The organism is Methylophilus sp. Leaf408 (genome assembly GCF_916856905.1).
GTDB lineage: Bacteria > Pseudomonadota > Gammaproteobacteria > Burkholderiales > Methylophilaceae > Methylophilus.
This window is the reverse complement of sequence record NZ_CAKASK010000001.1, coordinates 539,504-556,965: the sequence shown is the minus strand read 5'-3', so window position 1 is coordinate 556,965 and position 17,462 is coordinate 539,504. Positions and strand designations below refer to the sequence as shown.

Genomic DNA, 17,462 nt, shown 5'->3' with positions numbered 1-17,462 from the left:
AACGCCATGAAAAAACTCCCTGTGACAGTGCTCTCCGGCTTTCTCGGTGCTGGCAAAACCACCCTGCTCAACCATATCCTCAATAACCGCGAAGGCAAGCGGGTGGCAGTCATTGTTAACGATATGTCGGATGTGAACATAGACGCGCAACTGGTGCGTGATGGCGGTGCTGAGTTATCACGCCAGGAAGAAAAGCTGGTAGAGATGAGCAATGGCTGCATCTGCTGTACTTTGCGTGAGGATTTGCTGGTGGAAATCACGCGCCTGGCGAAAGAGAACCGTTTTGATTACCTGCTGATTGAAACCACCGGCATTTCAGAGCCTTTGCCGATTGCCGAGACGTTTACCTTTGCCGATGAAGATGGCATTTCGCTGGCGGATGTTGCACAGCTGGATACCATGGTCACCGTGGTGGATGGTTATCACTTCCTCAAAGACTATAGTTCTCAAACATTGCTCAGCGAGCGTGGCGAATCACTGGGTGAAGAAGACCAGCGTACGGTGGTTGATTTACTGGTTGACCAGATCGAGTTTTGCGATGTGCTACTGCTGAATAAAACTGACCTGATGACGCTGGAAGAAATAGCGCAACTGGAAGGTATTTTAAAAGCTTTAAACCCTCGTGCTCACATCCTCCATAGCAGTTTTGGCAAAGTGCCGCTTAACCGCGTTATGAATACCGGATTGTTTGATTTTGACCTGGCAGCCGATGCGCCGGGCTGGTTGCAGGAATTACGCGGCGAGCATGTGCCTGAGACGGAGGAATATGGCATTTCCAGCTTTGTCTACCGTTCGCGCAAGCCTTTTCATCCGCAACGGTTATGGCAATGGCTGAATACCGAATGGCCAGGCGTGGTCAGATCCAAAGGACGTTACTGGATTGCCTCTCGCCCTGAGTTTTGCGTCATGTGGTCACAGGCAGGCGCCGTCACGCGTACGGAACTGGCGGGCATCTGGTGGGCAGCGACCCCAAGCGAGCATTGGCCGGACGATGCGGAAAGCCTGCAGGAGATACACGCACGCATGCAAGCACCGTACGGCGACCGTCAGCAAGAACTGGTGATTATTGGCATGCATATGCAGAAAGAAGCCCTGATCGCCGGTTTTGATGCCTGCCTGCTAACCGAGCATGAGATTGCTTTGGGTATGGATGCCTGGCGTAGACTCCCCGACCCATTCCCGCGGTGGTCAATGGGTGAGCATGATGAAATAGAGCAACAAGTGACAGAGGAAATGGTGTAATCATGCGCCTCACCAAGCAAATATCGCATCAGACCACTTCGTTGCCCGGCATGAATATAGATTTTGACGCGATGGAATGTCTGTCTATTTTTGAACCCTCTCAACAAGTAGGTATTGTCACAAGGCCTAACAACCCGAGAATATCTGCTTATTTGCAGCAATTCAGCAACCAGCTCAGCGCTGGCAGCAGGCTGACGACAAGACAAAAAGAAACAATGCCTGCCCTGCTTGACCGACAACTACGTCTACCTGAAGGCATCGGCAAACAAGATTTGCTCGCTGATATCTGCCTGCTGGTTAAGCTTTATGCTGACCTGATGGATTGTCCTTCGGTAGGCATCAGGCTGGAAGTGCTGAAGCATGCCATGTGCCCTAAGTTTCATATTGACCGCACCGGCATCCGCCTGCTGTGCACTTATCTCGGCCGAGGTACTGAATGGCTGGACGAAGCATTTTGCAATAGGAATGCATTTGCCAGCACACACCCGACCGATGAAATATTCAACCAATCGCTAGTCCTGCATCCTCGAGGCATACGTCAGGCGCCTGAGCAAGCATTGGTATTGCTAAAAGGCAGTTTGTGGCAAGGTAATCAACATAGCGGCGCTATTCATCGCTCACCCCAGATAGCAGAAACTACGACACGTGTGGTGCTGGCATTAGATGCGATCTGGTGATCAATCGAATTAAAAAATGCTCATAAAAGTGACACGGATTCCCATAAAAGTATCACGACGTCTACGTCATGTTTTTTTGTGAATGACAGTCAGGTTTTTTAGTGAGAAAGCTAAATTGACGGACTTATAATGATGAGATTGTCCGGATAAATCTAAAATAAATCCTCAGGGAAGAGAAACATGCCGCATCAAAAAACAATTGTCAGTCTGCTGGCAATGATATTACTACCTGCCGTATCGGTATCAGCGGAGGAAATAGAAGTACCAGAAAAAATTAAAGACAGCAGCCGACAAAAAAGCAAAGCCAAAGAACCGGTTAACATTGAACTGGATAGCGTGATTGTTCTCGGTAAAAAAGAGCAGGTCTCTGCCACTGATAAAAGCCTCGCCGGTTCTGTTGATGTCATCACCCGCGATGAACTTGAATATGAACATGTAACCGATACGCTGGAATTATTCAGTAAAACGCCAGGTGTGGTTCTCTCACGCTACAGCCAGGGCATAGTGAATACCGAAATCTCTATCCGCGGCTTTAGTGGTGACGGCGAAACACCGAATGCTAAATTGCTGGTCGATGGTATCCCTTCCAATTTATTTTCCGGATTGAGCGAGCTGGATTACCTGTTCCCGACCAATATCCAGAACATCCAGGTATTTAAAGGGACCAGTGATGCCACCACTGGTTTGTTTGCCACAGCCGGTAACTATAAGGTCGAAACACGCAAGGACACCGGCAAGCAAATGCAATTTGGCTATGGCAGTTTTCAAACGCGCGAAATGCAAGGCTATTATGGCGAAAAGCAAGGTGATTTCACACAAAACTATGCGATGGGCTACCGTAAAGGCAACGGTTTCCGGGACCATACCGAGAGTGAGAAAATAGCTTTATCCGGCCGCTGGCAATTGGATTTTGACCAATCCACCCTTGCCTTGAGTGCCAAATACGGCAAATACAACTCACCGGAAGCGCCTGGCTATATGCCTAAAGCGCAGGCTCGTTCCAACAGAACCGGCGTAGCGCCGAATGCGCTGAACGATAGTGGCGAGAAAGAATTCAAGCATTTAAGTCTGCATTACGACTATTTCTTTAATAATGATGTGGATGTTAGCCTCAAGGGTTACTGGCAGAATTTTGACCGAGAGCGCAATGTGCGATTTGTCGGTTCGCCTGGGGTGGAAAACCGGCTTGATGAGCAAACATCTACCGGTTTTATCGCAAAACTCAACTGGAAGATCAACCTACAATGGGGGTTTGAGTCCGGTTACGACATTGAGCATCAGGAAGTCAGTGAATTTCGTCAGCGCTTAACGACTATCAGGCGAGATGCACGTTACGATTTCACCGCCCAGGGTGTTTACGCAAAGTTGGAGAATACGCCACTGGATTGGTTACGCTGGAATATTGCCTATAGAGTGGATCGCCTCACCAGTGACCCAAAAAATAATTTTGTAAACAACAATACCACTTTAGTCACCACCCTGCTAAATGATCAAACCATCGTGCAACCCAAATTTAACGTGTTTGCACAGATGACTGAACAGCAGACAATATTTGCCAATGCTGGCAGAAGCTTCCAGACACCCACCGGAACCGATTTGAATACACGTGGCGGTACAGTACCTGTGAATGTCGCGATTAACGATGGCTGGGAACTAGGCCTGAAAAGCGCCTGGAATAACGATCTGAACACTCGCCTCTCATACTGGCAGCAAAAAGCTGAAAATGAGTTTATCAATATCGATGGTACCCGCCGATTACTGGGTGCAACGCGCAGGCAAGGCGTAGATGCCAGTGTGGATTATAAGTTAAATGACTACTTAAGCTTCTGGGGTAATCTCTCTAAAGTATATGCCAAAATTGATGAGCCAAATGCACTTAATCCAAGCTTCCAGGGCAATACGATACGCAGTATCCCGGACCACACGGCTTCTTTAGGCCTGCAATTTACTCCAAACGCTGACTGGATTGCGCGGCTTCACATTGATCGCCAGGGCGCTTATTACGTCAACGAAAGCAATCAGGGCGGCAAATATGGCGCCTACACGCTTACTAACGCCAATGTGGATTACAAAACTAACTGGGGGCGAGTCAGTTTGCTGGCCAACAATATTTTCGATAAATATTATGAGTATGTGTATGACTTTTCATCCACAGGTGCAACTAACCAGCTGAATTTCGCCCCGGGTGCCGGCCGTAACTTTATGCTCACTGCAACTGTGGATTTCAAATGACTGCATTACTATCGATCCAGCAATTAAGCCTGCGTTTTGCCGGGCGTCAAATCTTAAACCAGCTAGCCCTGGACCTGCGTGCTGGTGAAGTCGTCTCAGTGTTAGGCAGCAATGGCGCAGGTAAATCTACCCTGCTGAAAAGCATTCTTGGGTTACAAGATGCGGCCGAGCAAACAGGTTCAATCCTGATCGCCGGTATTGATATCGCACAAGCAAAAAGTCAGGCTTTGTCGCATCTCGCATATGTGCCCGAACAACCGGCGGTATACGGCCATCTCTCCGCGATTGAAAATATCCGTTACTTTTTAAGCCTGGGTGCCATCAGCCAGAGCATGGATATTGCAACCTGCCTGACCATGGCTGGCTTGCCTGAGCAATCCTGGCATCGCCCTTGTAGCGAATACTCCAAAGGCATGAAACAAAAGGTGATGCTGGCATTCGCGCTGGCAAAACAGGCAAAACTTTTGTTGCTGGATGAACCCAATTCCGGGCTTGACCCCCAGGCCACCGAAGAGCTGAACCAACTCATTGTGCAATGCAAAGAGCGTGGTATGGGCGTGCTGGTGGTGACGCATGACGTACTGTCTGCCATCGCCTTTTCTGATCGTTTGCTGATGCTGACCAACGGCCAGTTACAACCGGTAGCTTTGAACGAATCAGCAATCACGCTGGATAGCCTCAAAAGACTATATCAGGGACAGGTATGAACTCATTGATCTGGAAAATCGCCATCAATGAATGGCGGCGCTTATGGCATGCACGCGTTCCTGCTTTGTTATTGCTGGTATTAGTTGCTCTATGGGCGATTGCCGCACTTGCCGCCCATCATCACTGGCAAGACCATGCAAACACCGTCGCAGAAGTCACGGCACGTAGCCAGCATGACTGGCAATCGCAACCTGACCGCCACCCGCACCGGGTTTCACATTACGGTGATTTTGTCGCCAAGCCGGTACACCCGCTCAGCGTGATCGAGCCGGGCATACTCGATCAATCCGGGCATCTGGTCTACCTTGAAGCGCACCGGTTAAATAGCGCAAATTTCAATCCGGCCACCGAGGCCACCAGTCTTGGCCGCTTCCCATTGATTACCCCGGCCATGATTGTGCAATGGTGGATGCCGCTGTTTTTAATCATGATTGCCTATGCCACGGTCACCGCCGATAAAATCAGTGGCATTCTCGCTTTTATGCGCGGCAACGGCACGCCTGGCTGGGCAATCGCGAGCGGAAAATGGCTGGCGTTGTTTTTGCCACTGTTTTTCTTGTTGTGTTTGCAAACCCTGTTGATCCTGGCCTGGAGCTGGCAGAGTGAGCAGGCTTTGCTCAGGTTGTCTATCCTAGCGCTCTCGCAAGCGCTTTATATCGCCGGATGGTGCCTACTGGTCGTGGCCGTGTCGTGGTTCAGCAAGCAATTACATGGTGCGTTGCTGACCTTGCTGCTGTGCTGGGTATGTATCTGCATTATTATCCCGCGAGGATTAGCGAATCTGGCCCAGATTTCATACCCGACCCAACCAAGAACAGAAGCTGAATACCATGCGGAAACCAAACTGCAGGCCATAGGTGACAGCCATAATCCCAACGATCCGCATTTTGCCGCTTTTAAAGAAAGCGTACTGGAAAAATACCATGTCAGCAGTGTAGAAGATCTGCCAGTAAACTATCAGGGCATATTGATGCAGGAAGGTGAGCGTTTAACCACTGCTGTTTATCGTGAACAGCAAGTGCTTCACGATGCGCAACTGGCTAAACAGAATGAAAGTATCCGGCACTGGTTGTGGCTAACACCTGCATTGGCGTTGCAATATATACAGATGGCCAGCGCCGGCAATGACCTGCCGCATCACCAGGCATTTATCCGTCAAGCAGAAGATCGCCGCTACAAGTTAATTCAATACCTCAACCAGATCCACACGTTCAAAGTCATTCAGCATGACGATAAGAACACACGTGTATCTGCAGATTTCTGGAAGAAAGCACCCCGCCCTCCGGTTCATTTGTCACCTATGGCCGTCAGCCGTAGCAGCATTCTGGCAGGCTTTCTCGTGTTGCTGGGTTGGATATTCATCCCGGGATGTTTGCTTTTTAAAGTGTCGCACCGCTTATGAAACATGAACTGACTTTATTGCTCAAGCAACGCAGCATCATTATATTGCTGCTGCTAAGCCTGTTTTTGACCGGCTTTAGCCTGTATAACGGCTGGCAAAATATCAACCACATTAACGCACAGATCAACCAGGCAAAACAGGAAGAAATTTTGCACAAGCAGGATTTTCTCGAACACCATAGCCATCATGGAACGCTGGACGCTGGCGAACTGGGCTACTACCTGTTCCATAATGTGTACCATAGCCCTGGCGAGTGGAGTTTTATTGCACTGGGTAACCGGTCGGTCGTTCCCTATATACAGCGCATACGTTTATTGGGCTTACAAAGCCAGCTTTACGATGGTGAATCCCATCATCCTGAATATGTGATGCTGGGTACGTTTGATTACGCTTTCCTTCTGGTATTTTTTGCACCTTTGCTATGTATCGCCCTGATGCACGACTTAAAAGCCAGTGAGCAGCAAGCTCAAAGACTACTGTTTTTACGTAGTTTGATGGCCGAGCCAAAGTTGTTTTGGGGTAACCGCGTATTATCCCGCTGGCTGCTGGTCACGCTCACATTCGTGTTACCGCTATTGTTACTTGCTGCCACGCAAACACTTTCATTTTCGCCGTTGATACGCATACTAGCGATCACTGCCTTATATACTTTTTTCTGGTCTGTATTATGCGCGGCCATCAGCCTGCGTAAACGCGCGCTCAACGCCAATTTCAACGCCATGCTGTTGGCTAGTATCTGGGTCATGCTCTGCGTAGTATTGCCCAATCTTTCCCAGCTGTGGCTGCATCACCATTACCCGTTACAGGACGGCAGCCAGATTGCCTTGCAGCACAGGCAATGGGTACATGGTGCCTGGGACTTGCCCAAAGAAGACACGCTGGCGCCGTTTTATGCCCTGTATCCGCAGTGGAAAGACTCACCGCCAGTGACAGAGCGTTTTCACTGGAAATGGTATTACGCTTTCCAACATATGGCAGATGTAAAACTAGAATCACAAGTTTCCGCACGTGAACAGGCACTCAATCAACGTAACCAAGCCACTGGCTTGCTAGCCAGATTTTTGCCGACAGTATGGGTACAACGTAACCTGGAAGACATTGCACAGAGCGATGTGCCTGACCTGTTAGCACAACGGCAACGCATTACCAATTTCCATACACAGTTAAGGCTCTATCTATACCCTTACCTGTTTGAGGAGAAACCTTTTACGACTGACGCTTACATGCATCTGCCAGTGTTTGAAGATTAGCTCGAGTAATGCATAAGCTAAAACTACGTAAAATCATGAGCCTTTTTTACGTGATGGCTTCAGGACGATTTTGAAACAGGTGCGTATAGTGAGAGTCATACAAGTACATCGCTCAGATGCACTTAACAACCAAAAGGAGATTATCATGTGGACTAAACCAGCTGCTACTGAAATGCGTTTTGGCTTTGAAGTAACTATGTACGTTATGAACAAATAATCAGTCAACGCTGATTTAACAAAAAACCCGCCAGTTAGGCGGGTTTTTTGTTGGCCGTCGCCCTTAAGCATTAACCAGCTATACAATCAGGAACCTTATGCACAGCTGGGTTACTAAAAAACAATGGCTTGCTAATGCTGCATACGCAAGTACAATTGTGTTCAAGATAAATTTACTAAAGAGTTTGTTCTTATACTCACGGAGTTATACATGCGCTTAAAACAAAACGCTGCTACATCACCACTCGCTTCATCTGTTGTTACTTATTCGCTAATTGCTTCATTCATGTTCGCAGCAGTGGCGATGACTGTTTTTAGTCAATCAGTAATGGCCAGAAGCATCCTGCCGGAACAGAAAGATGCGGCATCTGCCCGTGATGCTGTTGGCGATGCCATGAGCAAGCTGAATGACTTGAACCAGCGCATCAAATCGCAAGAGGAATTGATTGCCAAGGAACAGGAAAGACTGCAACAATACCAGAACGAAAAAGCGCAGACTGAACGCGATCTGGAAGCCAAAAAAGCCGTATTCGAGCAAAAATCCAAAGTGCTGGATGAGGCATGGAAAGAACGCAGCAGTTATTAAATACTGAGTCTGATTTACTCCTCAAAACCTTTAAAACACCTCTCTTTTTTAATCTCACCCATCGTTGTTGATCGACCCGAATCACTCACTAGTTAGTTGATTTGGGTCAATACCTGCTTTGTCTGTCACTCCTACAATGCCATCAAGTTCAATGCAACACCAAAGCAAATGGAGTGATCACAATGAAAAAAACAGCAATCAGTTTTATGTTGGCAGCTTTGTTGCCCGCCATACAGGTACAGGCCGAACAAGGCGACTGGGTAGTCCGCCTGCGCGCTACCAATATCAGCCCCAATGAAAGCAGCGATTTAGGCAAGTATGTGAATAGAAATGTGGCCGCTGGCGCAATGTCGAATGGCGCCGAGCTGAAAGTTGATAGCAATACTATCCCTGAACTGGATATCAGCTACTACTGGACCAAAAACATTGCTACTGAACTGATTCTGGCCTTGGGTTCCAAACACGATGTCAGTGTCAGCAAAGAGCCAGGCGCAGTAGTGCCAAATCAAAGGCTAGGTAGTATTGATGCCTTGCCACCAACCCTAACTGCGCAATGGCACTTTAATCCCGATCAGACATTTGATCCGTATGTAGGTGCAGGGATTAACGCCACCTTTATGCTGGATCGTAAACTGGAACTTAGCCAGGGTCCGCTGGCAGGAACGGACATTAAAATTGACAGATCCAGCTTTGGCCCGGCATTGCAGGCTGGTTTCGATGTGAATTTAAAAGATGGCTGGCTGTTGAATGCTGACGTCAAATATCTCTGGATAGATACCGACGTAAAACTGAAAACCGCGGGTGGCTGGACCAAGATTGACTCACTGGATGTCAATCCATGGGTAATCAGTGTCGGAGTTGGTAAACGCTTTTAAACTGTTGAAGTCTCTTCCCTGGGCCCAATGGCTCTATTTAGCCTCTGATACTAGGGGCTTTTTTTATGGTTATTACGACTAGATATTAAACAACGTCATCAACCCTGGAAATTAAATCGGCTGGCCAGGCTGGTTAAATTCAGTTGCTCCAACAGTTGCTGGCCACGCTCGAGCGCGCTACGTTTTTTCTGGCCAGTGAATTTGGCAATAATCAGTTCGTTTTTCATTGAGTGCTCCCAGCCTACCAGTTCTGTCACAGTCACTTGATAGCCATGCGCTTCCAGCTCCAGGCAGCGCAATACATTGGTCACATGGCTACCCAATTCACGGGTATGGATCGGGTGACGCCAGAGCTCACTCAACAAGGTTTTTGCCAGGGAATCCGCTTTATGCTGACGCATCACTTCAGCCACTTCTGCCTGGCAGCAGGGCACTAGCACCATGTATTGCGCCTGCTTTTGCAGGCCAAACTGTATGGCATCATCGGTGGCGGTATTACAGGCATGCAGTGCGGTGACAATGTCCACCTTTGCCGGCAATTGTTCCGAGCTCATGGCATCCGCCACGGTCAATGGCTCAAACTGCATGCGTTCAAAGCCACATTCGCTGGCTAGCTGGCGGGATTTTTCTATGAGCTCAGCGCGGTTTTCAATACCGATTACCTGGCCACCAGAATGCTGCTTCAGTAATAAATCGTAGAGGATAAAGCCAAGATAGGACTTACCGGCACCATGATCAACTAGCACTGGATTTGGCTGTGCTGTCATGACTGACTGCATCAGCGGCTCGATAAAATTAACTAGGTGATACACCTGCTTGAGTTTACGGCGGCTATCCTGGTTAAGCTTGCCGTCGCGCGTCAGGATGTGCAATGCCTGCAATAAAGGAATGGATTGGCCCGGTTTGACCTCGGGCGGCAAAATTGTTTTGACCATACGAATTGCTGCTTTAAAATACTAATCCAGTAGTCTAGCAATAAATGAGCGACTCAGCATAAATGACTGGATTGTCATTGTTGTTGACTGGCTTACTCAGGAACTTATATCGGGAACTCACGCGTTTTTTTGCTGACTACCCTATCAGGTTGGTCAATTTTAGCGCCATGCGCTGATGCCATGTGAATCTTAATCTACTTCAACTTTGCCAGAAAAGCTTGTTGGAAGTGCTTCACTCGCCAGGTTTCACGTCAGCTATTCAATTAATAAGGGAGAATGAATGTTTTTAAATGTTGCCAGCAAGGCCCTTAATCATCAACAACAACAACAGCTGAATTACCTTCTGTACAGTTTAATTGCGTTAATCACATTGTTTTCCGGCAGTGCATATTCAGACAGTGTCTGGATGAAAAACGGCGATAAAATCACCGGCACCCTGGTGGTGAAAATTACCGATAAAGTAGTGATCAATACTTCGTACGCGGGTGAAATCAAATTGAATTGGGCGGACATTTTAAGTATCGATGCGGAAAAACCGTACACTATGATGCTATCTGACCAGAGTGTTGTGACTGGCTATTTGAAACATGGTGAGAACGGCCAGGCCATTCTGGATGAAGACGCTAAAACAGAATTAGTCGATACTGAACTGTCAGAAATTCAATATATCAACCCTTCTAAAGACCTGATTGGTGAAGGCTATGTCTGGAGCGGCAACCTTAACCTGGGCGGTGCGTTCAATAACGGCAATAGCAAAAACCGAAATATGCAGTTCAACGGCGAATCTATCACGCGCGGCCTGGAAGACAGGTATACCGCGCAGGGTTACGCATACTGGGCAGAAGATAACGGTGAACAAACCCAGAACAATATGCGTGTACGTGGACAGTATGACCACTTTTTTACAAAAAAATGGTTTACCTATCTGAATACCATCCAGGAAAAAGACCGGTTCAGGGACATCAAATTACGCAGCCAGTACGGTGTGGGTACCGGTTACCAGCTATTTGAAGGAGAAAAACTCAATCTGTCGCTGGAAGGCGGTCTGTCGTGGATCGATCAGGACTTCTACCAGGAGCAAGATGAGGACCATGCAGCCATTCGCTGGGCCGTTAACTACAACCAGTTCCTGTTTAATTCCTTCGTCCAGGCATTTCATCGCCACGAAGTGTTGTATACCCCACGTGCACCTTCACAAATCCTCCTTTACAGCTCAACTGGCTTACGCTTTCCATTTATTATGGGCTTGAGCGCAACCACTCAACTGGATTACAACCTGGACACCCGCCCGGCAGATGATCGCAGAAAAGGTGACACGCGGGCGTTGTTCACACTCGGGTATACCTGGAAGTAAGTTTCAAGCCTGACGAAATTTAGCGAGTTGCACGCTTGAATGTTAAAATGGCCAATCGTAGCGTTGGCCATTGCAACATTTGCAATCAGAAAAAATGTGCCGGAGCGAGAGTTGAAGTACGGCACAGCGTGAAAACACCGTATTTTTTGATGGAATGATGGAGCAAAAATATGGCGATACAATGGTACCCGGGACACATGACCTCAGCCCGCAAAAAGGCAGAGGAAACCCTGGAGCATATCGATGTGGTGATTGAAGTACTGGATGCGCGTGTACCTGCTGCCAGCCACAATCCCATGATTGAAGAGATGCGTAACTTCCGCCAGCGCCCCAACCTGAAAATCCTCAACAAAGCTGATTTAGCCGACCCGCAAATCACACAAGCCTGGCTCAATTACTTTAATAGCCAACCTAATACCAAGGCGGTTGCCCTTTCATGCAAAAAAACCGGTGACGCAAAAAAAATACCTGGCCTGTGCCGTCAACTGGCACCGCATCGTGGCTCACCTCTCAAACCTTTGCGTATGATGATCATGGGCATTCCTAACGTTGGTAAATCCACATTGATGAATGCCCTGCTCAACCGCCGCGCCGCTAAAGTCGGTGATGAGCCCGCGGTCACCAAAAGCCAGCAGCGATTCGACCTGGGTGACAATCAAAGCATCACGGACACGCCTGGCATGATGTGGCCCAAGATCGAATATGAATCGGATGGCTATATGCTGGCCGCAAGCCATGCCATTGGTCGCAATGCCGTGATTGATGAAGATATAGCAGAGTTTCTTGGCAACTTACTTTTGAAACAATACCCGGCATTAATCAATACTCGTTACAAACTGGATGCCATGAAACTGGATGTGCAACAGATAGATGGGATAGACCTGTTACAGGCGATTGCCAAACGCAGAGCCTACAAGCGTAATGACGGGCAATGGGATATGGAGCGCACGGCAATGGCATTCCTGACTGATTATCGTGGCGGCGCAATTGGCAGGGTGAGTCTAGAATCACCCAAAAGCCGTGCTGAAATGATCGCATTGGCCGCCGCCAAACCAGAAAAAATCAACAATGAAGCTGAAAACTCAACAGAAGCTGACGCAGAAACAGACGCCTCCTGAAGAGTCATGTTTTAATCTACTTCGTTTTAAGCTATGACGCTGGCATTACGTTTGACAGGTTTGCCCATGGCTGGCGGTTGCGTCATCAATAACTCAATATTACTGGCCACTCTGTTACGGCCATTTTGCTTGGCTTTATAGAGATTCTGGTCTGCCGCTGCAAACATGCTTTCCAGCGCATAACCCACCGTTTCGGAACTAACCGCACCGACACTGACTGTACATTTAATTGCATGGGTATCATCACTCATACTTTCCACACCTGCAATACTTACTGGGGTGACTTCTATTGTTCTGCGGATACGCTCAGCCAGCACCATGGCTTCCTGCTCGCCAGTATTAGGCAGCAGGATACAAAACTCCTCGCCGCCATAACGCCCGATTACATCGCCACCGCGTAGTGCTGCACGTATATTGCCGGCGCACGATTTCAGCACCACATCACCAACCAGATGGCCGTAAACGTCATTCACTTTTTTAAAGTAATCCAGATCCACAATCAGCATACCCATCGGCAAGGTGATCCGCTGTGAAACGGCCTGCATACGATTAGCAGCCTCCTGCAAACCACGGCGATTCAATACGCCGGTTAAGCCATCCAGCGTTGCAATAGCCTGTAGCCCAGCCTGGGTACGAATATTCATTACCAGAAGTAACAGGCTGGTGACGATGGTGAGGACCAGCATTATCGCTGTCGTCAGATAAGCATGCACCGGCCAATGGATGAACGACAACAGTGCTGCCTCATTTGATACTGCAACTTCTATTGCGAAAAATCCCAGCATCAGGCTGATGCCACCAAACAGGCTGCAACAGAGCCAGAACACTTGCGCGACGAAATCGAGGCCATGGCCTATCAGGCTACGGCTGCCATAAGAAAATACCCATACCAGGACCAGCAAATTAGAGAGTACTATCCACTTTTCTGCAGCATGCATATTGAGCATGACAGCATTACAGGCCAGCAATGTCGTCATCACTAGCAAGGTTCGATAGCGATAAACGCGATAGCCACGCAGCATGCGTATGCCATTGACATAAATGCTGACGCCAAGTGCAAACAATGTCATCGAGGCAGCTACATAAACAATGCTCTGTCCAGGATTAGATGCGATCAGGGGAATAAAATAGATGCAAAGACCAACGCCCATCATGCCCAAACCACGCACCCAATGCATGATTAATGACTTTTGCTGGTAAGCGCCAAATACCAATAGGACCAGAACCAAAGTAAAGGTGAGGCCGATTGATGATAGAATGACACTATTGAGGTCTAGCAAAGGGAAGGTCAAAGTTTTAGTTTACCTGATAGGGAATAATACTATGGTATCCAGACTATACCCATATAAATTAAGGGCTTAAATAGTCCATACAGGCTAATTCCTTTCTTTGATTGTCTCTCTCCAACCAGTAGAAGTTCCATGCAGCACCTGTTAAATCCTCCTCAGCGCGAAGCGATTCATTACCTTGATGGACCATTATTGGTGCTCGCGGGTGCCGGCAGCGGCAAAACCCGCGTCATTACGCAAAAGATCGCCTATCTGGTTAACGAGGCCAATTACAAAGCCTCGCAGATAGCCGCCATCACCTTTACCAATAAAGCCGCGCGTGAGATGCAGGAGCGCGTGTCACCGCTTTTGGAAGGTAAAAGCGGCAAAGGTTTAACGGTGACCACATTTCACTCCCTGGGCCTGCAAATGCTACGCCAGGAAGCCGCCCTGCTCGGCTACAAACCGCAGTTCTCCATTCTGGATTCCTCTGATAGTTTTAAAATTCTCAGCGATATCCTGGCGACCACAGATAAGCAATTACTGCGCAAAACACAATGGCAGATTTCCAGCTGGAAAAACGCGTTTGTAAATCCTGACCAGGCCAAATCACAGGCGGATGAAGAGTTAACCCATGCCGCCGCGCGCGTTTACCAGCTCTACCAGCAAACCCTGCGCGCTTATCAGGCGGTGGATTTTGATGACCTGATTAAAGTCCCGGTTGAGCTTTTCGACCAGCACAGCGAAACACTGGATAAGTGGCAACGCAAACTGCAATACCTGCTGATTGATGAATACCAGGATACCAACGCCTGCCAGTATCGCTTGATCAAGCAACTGACGGGTGTACGCGGCCAATTCACGGCGGTGGGTGACGATGACCAGGCAATTTACGGCTGGCGCGGTGCGGACGTTGAAAACCTGCGCCAGCTGACCAAAGACTTCTCCAAACTCAAAGTCATCAAACTGGAACAGAACTACCGCTCTACAGTACGTATTCTGCGTGCAGCCAACAGCGTGATCGCCAATAACCCGAAGTTGTTTGAGAAAAAACTCTGGAGCGACCTCGGTACAGGCGAACTGATACACGTCACCGCCACGCAAAGCGAAGAACACGAAGCCGAAACCGTACTGATGAAGTTGCAGGCGCATAAATTCGAGCATCGCACAACCTATAAAGATTATGCGGTGTTGTACCGCAGCAACCATCAGGCACGAGTGATGGAAAAATTCCTGCGCAACCACAAGATTCCCTACACTATCTCTGGCGGACAATCCTTCTTCGACAAAACCGAAATTAAAGACATCACCAGCTATTTACGCCTGATTGCCAACGAAGATGATGACCCGGCCTTTATCCGCGCGGCCACCACGCCGAAAAAAGGCATAGGCAACACCACGTTGGAAAGACTTGGGGAATACGCCAGTGCACACAAACTGTCACTGTTTGCCGCGGCGTTTGAAGGGGGTTTCCAGCACGATATCGGAGCGAAACAACTCGATGACCTGCTCACTTTCTGTCGCTATATCCAGAACCTGCAAACCCGGGCTGTTAAAGACCCTGCCAACGAAGTACTGAACGACCTGCTGAATGCCATCCAATACGAGACCTATTTGTATGACGGCGAAGAAGCACGTGCGGCAGAATCACGCTGGAGCAACGTACTGGAATTTGTCGCCTGGCTTAGTAAAAAAGGCGAAGCCTCAACTGAATACGGCAACGAATCAGACGGCAAAAACTTGCTCGAACTCACGCAAATGGTCGCCCTCATCACCATGCTGGAAGGTAAAGAAAACGGTGAACCGGACGCGGTAAAACTATCCACCCTGCACGCCTCCAAAGGCCTGGAGTATGGTCACGTGTTCCTGATCGGCTGCGAAGACGGCATACTGCCACACCGTGAATCCATAGATAACGACCAGATAGAAGAAGAACGCCGCCTGATGTACGTAGGCATCACCCGCGCGCAAAAATCCCTCAACATCACTTGGTGCAAAAAACGCAAACGCGCTGGGGAAATGCAAGCCTGTGAGCCCAGCCGCTTTATCGCTGAATTACCCAAAGATGACGTTAAACACTTTGGCAACCCGTTTAACGACTCCGGTGAGCCTGTCAGTAAGGAATATGGCAAAAGCAAGATGGCGAATATCAAGGCGATGCTGAATAAAAGCCAGGGGAGTTAGCAAACTGCTGGCAGTGTAAAGTTATTTACATGAAGTGGCATCAACCTTATGTATAATTCCAGCTATCAGGCATTTGGTTAAGTTCAGATATCAATCCTTAACAGATTTTCCATTAATAATTATTAAAATGAACAAAATAGCAATCATTGGGCTGGGGTATGTCGGCCTTCCACTGGCGGTTGAGTTTGGCAAGTTACGTCCTGTGGTGGGTTTTGATATTAACTCTCACAGAGTGGATGAATTAAGAAACGCAAAAGACAGCACGCTCGAAGTTTCCCCTGAGCAGTTAAAAGAAGCAACGCTCCTTGAGTACACGACAGATCAGTCCAAACTGAGAGAATGCTCAATTTTCATAGTGACTGTCCCAACTCCTATCGACAGTGCGAATCGGCCGGACTTGACACCGCTTGAGAAAGCTAGCGAGACGGTTGCCAAAGCTTTATCCAAAGGCAGTGTCGTTATTTACGAATCTACTGTTTATCCTGGATGTACCGAAGAAGTATGTGTACCCATTCTGGAAAAGTTTTCTGGATTAACTTTTAATCAGGACTTTTACTGTGGTTACAGCCCTGAACGTATTAATCCCGGCGACAAGGTCAATACCCTCACAAAAATCAAAAAAATCACCAGTGGCTCTACGCCGGAGATTTCAAAAAAAGTAGATGAGCTTTATCGCTCAATTATTACTGCCGGAACCTACCCTGCCACCTCTATCAAAGTGGCTGAAGCAGCCAAAGTGATTGAAAATACGCAACGCGACTTGAATATCGCGCTGGTCAACGAGTTATCAGTCATTTTTAATCGTCTGGGAATAGATACGCTAGAAGTGCTTGAAGCCGCTGGCAGCAAGTGGAATTTCCTGCCTTTCAGGCCAGGCATGGTTGGCGGACATTGTATTGGTGTCGACCCCTATTACCTGACGCATAAAGCAGAGCAAATTGGTTATAACCCGCAGGTCATTCTTGCCGGCAGAAGAATCAATGACAATATGGCCAGATATGCAGCCAGAAATGTCATCAAGCTAATGGTAAAGAACGGCATTGACGTTTCAAAAAGTAAAATAGCCGTGTTAGGCATTACATTTAAAGAAAACTGCCCGGATATCCGCAATAGCAAAGTAATTGACCTGATCAGGGAACTGGAATCCTGGGGTGTTGAAGTTGTCGTTGCTGACCCATGGGCAGATGCTCAAGAGGTGACTCATGAATATGGCATTCAGCTCACCGCATACAATGAAGTCAAAAATGTTGACACTGTGATTGTAGCCGTCGGCCATAACGAATACCGAAAACTTGAACCCGCTGCACTAAGAAACCTCTGCATTCAGAAGAACCCAGTGTTAGGTGATATTAAAGGACTTTATTCGAAGGAACAGAGCCAGTGCTCAGGCTTCACCCTATTCAGGCTATGACCCA

Annotated in this window: 15 protein-coding genes; 13 read left to right on the top strand and 2 right to left on the bottom strand. The window is 48.1% G+C overall.

The window, feature by feature from the left end; all coding sequences use genetic code 11:
• The first annotated feature begins 6 nt into the window (after positions 1 to 6).
• The 9 genes from zigA to LPA26_RS02415 all read left to right on the top strand — a co-directional run bounded on the left by zigA (position 7) and on the right by LPA26_RS02415 (position 9,188).
• On the top strand, positions 7 to 1,242 hold the full coding sequence (gene zigA, locus LPA26_RS02450; RefSeq protein WP_055831118.1) for a zinc metallochaperone GTPase ZigA: 1,236 nt from the start codon (positions 7 to 9) through the stop codon (positions 1,240 to 1,242).
• A gap of 2 nt (positions 1,243 to 1,244) precedes the next feature.
• Positions 1,245 to 1,919: a DUF1826 domain-containing protein gene (locus tag LPA26_RS02445; protein ID WP_229007194.1), complete on the top strand. Its 675-nt coding sequence runs from the start codon at positions 1,245 to 1,247 to the stop codon at positions 1,917 to 1,919.
• A gap of 180 nt (positions 1,920 to 2,099) precedes the next feature.
• Complete coding sequence (locus tag LPA26_RS02440) at positions 2,100 to 4,151, top strand: TonB-dependent receptor (RefSeq protein ID WP_229007193.1); 2,052 nt, start codon at positions 2,100 to 2,102, stop codon at positions 4,149 to 4,151.
• Positions 4,148 to 4,858, top strand: a complete 711-nt coding sequence (locus LPA26_RS02435; RefSeq protein ID WP_229007192.1) for an ATP-binding cassette domain-containing protein — start codon at positions 4,148 to 4,150, stop codon at positions 4,856 to 4,858. Before LPA26_RS02440 ends, LPA26_RS02435 begins: the two co-directional genes overlap by 4 nt.
• The gene (locus LPA26_RS02430) at positions 4,855 to 6,261 is read left to right on the top strand and encodes a DUF3526 domain-containing protein (RefSeq protein ID WP_229007191.1); all 1,407 of its coding nucleotides are present in this window, start codon (positions 4,855 to 4,857) and stop codon (positions 6,259 to 6,261) included. Before LPA26_RS02435 ends, LPA26_RS02430 begins: the two co-directional genes overlap by 4 nt.
• Positions 6,258 to 7,511 (top strand): DUF3526 domain-containing protein, encoded by a 1,254-nt coding sequence (locus LPA26_RS02425; RefSeq protein ID WP_229007190.1) that lies wholly within the window; start codon positions 6,258 to 6,260, stop codon positions 7,509 to 7,511. Before LPA26_RS02430 ends, LPA26_RS02425 begins: the two co-directional genes overlap by 4 nt.
• 145 nt (positions 7,512 to 7,656) lie before the next feature.
• Positions 7,657 to 7,728 carry a pyrroloquinoline quinone precursor peptide PqqA gene (pqqA, locus tag LPA26_RS14310; RefSeq protein WP_081624291.1) on the top strand — a complete coding sequence of 24 codons (72 nt, stop codon included), beginning with the start codon at positions 7,657 to 7,659 and terminating at the stop codon, positions 7,726 to 7,728.
• Positions 7,729 to 7,938: 210 nt separating this feature from the next.
• A complete protein-coding gene (locus LPA26_RS02420) occupies positions 7,939 to 8,313 on the top strand; it encodes a hypothetical protein (protein ID WP_229007189.1) in 375 nt (124 codons plus the stop codon).
• A gap of 182 nt (positions 8,314 to 8,495) precedes the next feature.
• Positions 8,496 to 9,188: an OmpW family protein gene (locus LPA26_RS02415; RefSeq protein ID WP_229007188.1), complete on the top strand. Its 693-nt coding sequence runs from the start codon at positions 8,496 to 8,498 to the stop codon at positions 9,186 to 9,188.
• A 98-nt stretch (positions 9,189 to 9,286) separates the two neighbouring features.
• Here the strand turns inward: LPA26_RS02415 and LPA26_RS02410 are convergent, their stop codons facing one another.
• On the bottom strand, positions 9,287 to 10,123 hold the full coding sequence (locus tag LPA26_RS02410) for an SAM-dependent methyltransferase (RefSeq protein WP_229007187.1): 837 nt from the start codon (positions 10,121 to 10,123) through the stop codon (positions 9,287 to 9,289).
• Between the two features lie 280 nt (positions 10,124 to 10,403).
• Here LPA26_RS02410 and LPA26_RS02405 point away from each other — a divergent pair, with 280 nt between their 5' ends.
• Both LPA26_RS02405 and ylqF read left to right on the top strand, forming a co-directional pair.
• The gene (locus tag LPA26_RS02405) at positions 10,404 to 11,477 is read left to right on the top strand and encodes a YdiY family protein (protein WP_229007186.1); all 1,074 of its coding nucleotides are present in this window, start codon (positions 10,404 to 10,406) and stop codon (positions 11,475 to 11,477) included.
• A gap of 170 nt (positions 11,478 to 11,647) precedes the next feature.
• Positions 11,648 to 12,595 carry a ribosome biogenesis GTPase YlqF gene (ylqF, locus tag LPA26_RS02400; protein WP_229007185.1) on the top strand — a complete coding sequence of 316 codons (948 nt, stop codon included), beginning with the start codon at positions 11,648 to 11,650 and terminating at the stop codon, positions 12,593 to 12,595.
• A 26-nt stretch (positions 12,596 to 12,621) separates the two neighbouring features.
• Here ylqF and LPA26_RS02395 read toward each other — a convergent pair whose 3' ends face one another.
• Entirely contained in the window at positions 12,622 to 13,887 is a 1,266-nt protein-coding gene (locus LPA26_RS02395; protein WP_229007184.1) for a GGDEF domain-containing protein, read from the bottom strand.
• Positions 13,888 to 14,016: 129 nt separating this feature from the next.
• On the opposite strand from LPA26_RS02395, the gene LPA26_RS02390 reads away from it, so the two are divergent.
• Entirely contained in the window at positions 14,017 to 16,047 is a 2,031-nt protein-coding gene (locus tag LPA26_RS02390) for a UvrD-helicase domain-containing protein (protein WP_229007183.1), read from the top strand.
• Between the two features lie 127 nt (positions 16,048 to 16,174).
• Positions 16,175 to 17,458 carry a Vi polysaccharide biosynthesis UDP-N-acetylglucosamine C-6 dehydrogenase TviB gene (tviB, locus tag LPA26_RS02385; RefSeq protein ID WP_229007182.1) on the top strand — a complete coding sequence of 428 codons (1,284 nt, stop codon included), beginning with the start codon at positions 16,175 to 16,177 and terminating at the stop codon, positions 17,456 to 17,458.
• Positions 17,459 to 17,462 lie beyond the last annotated feature (4 nt).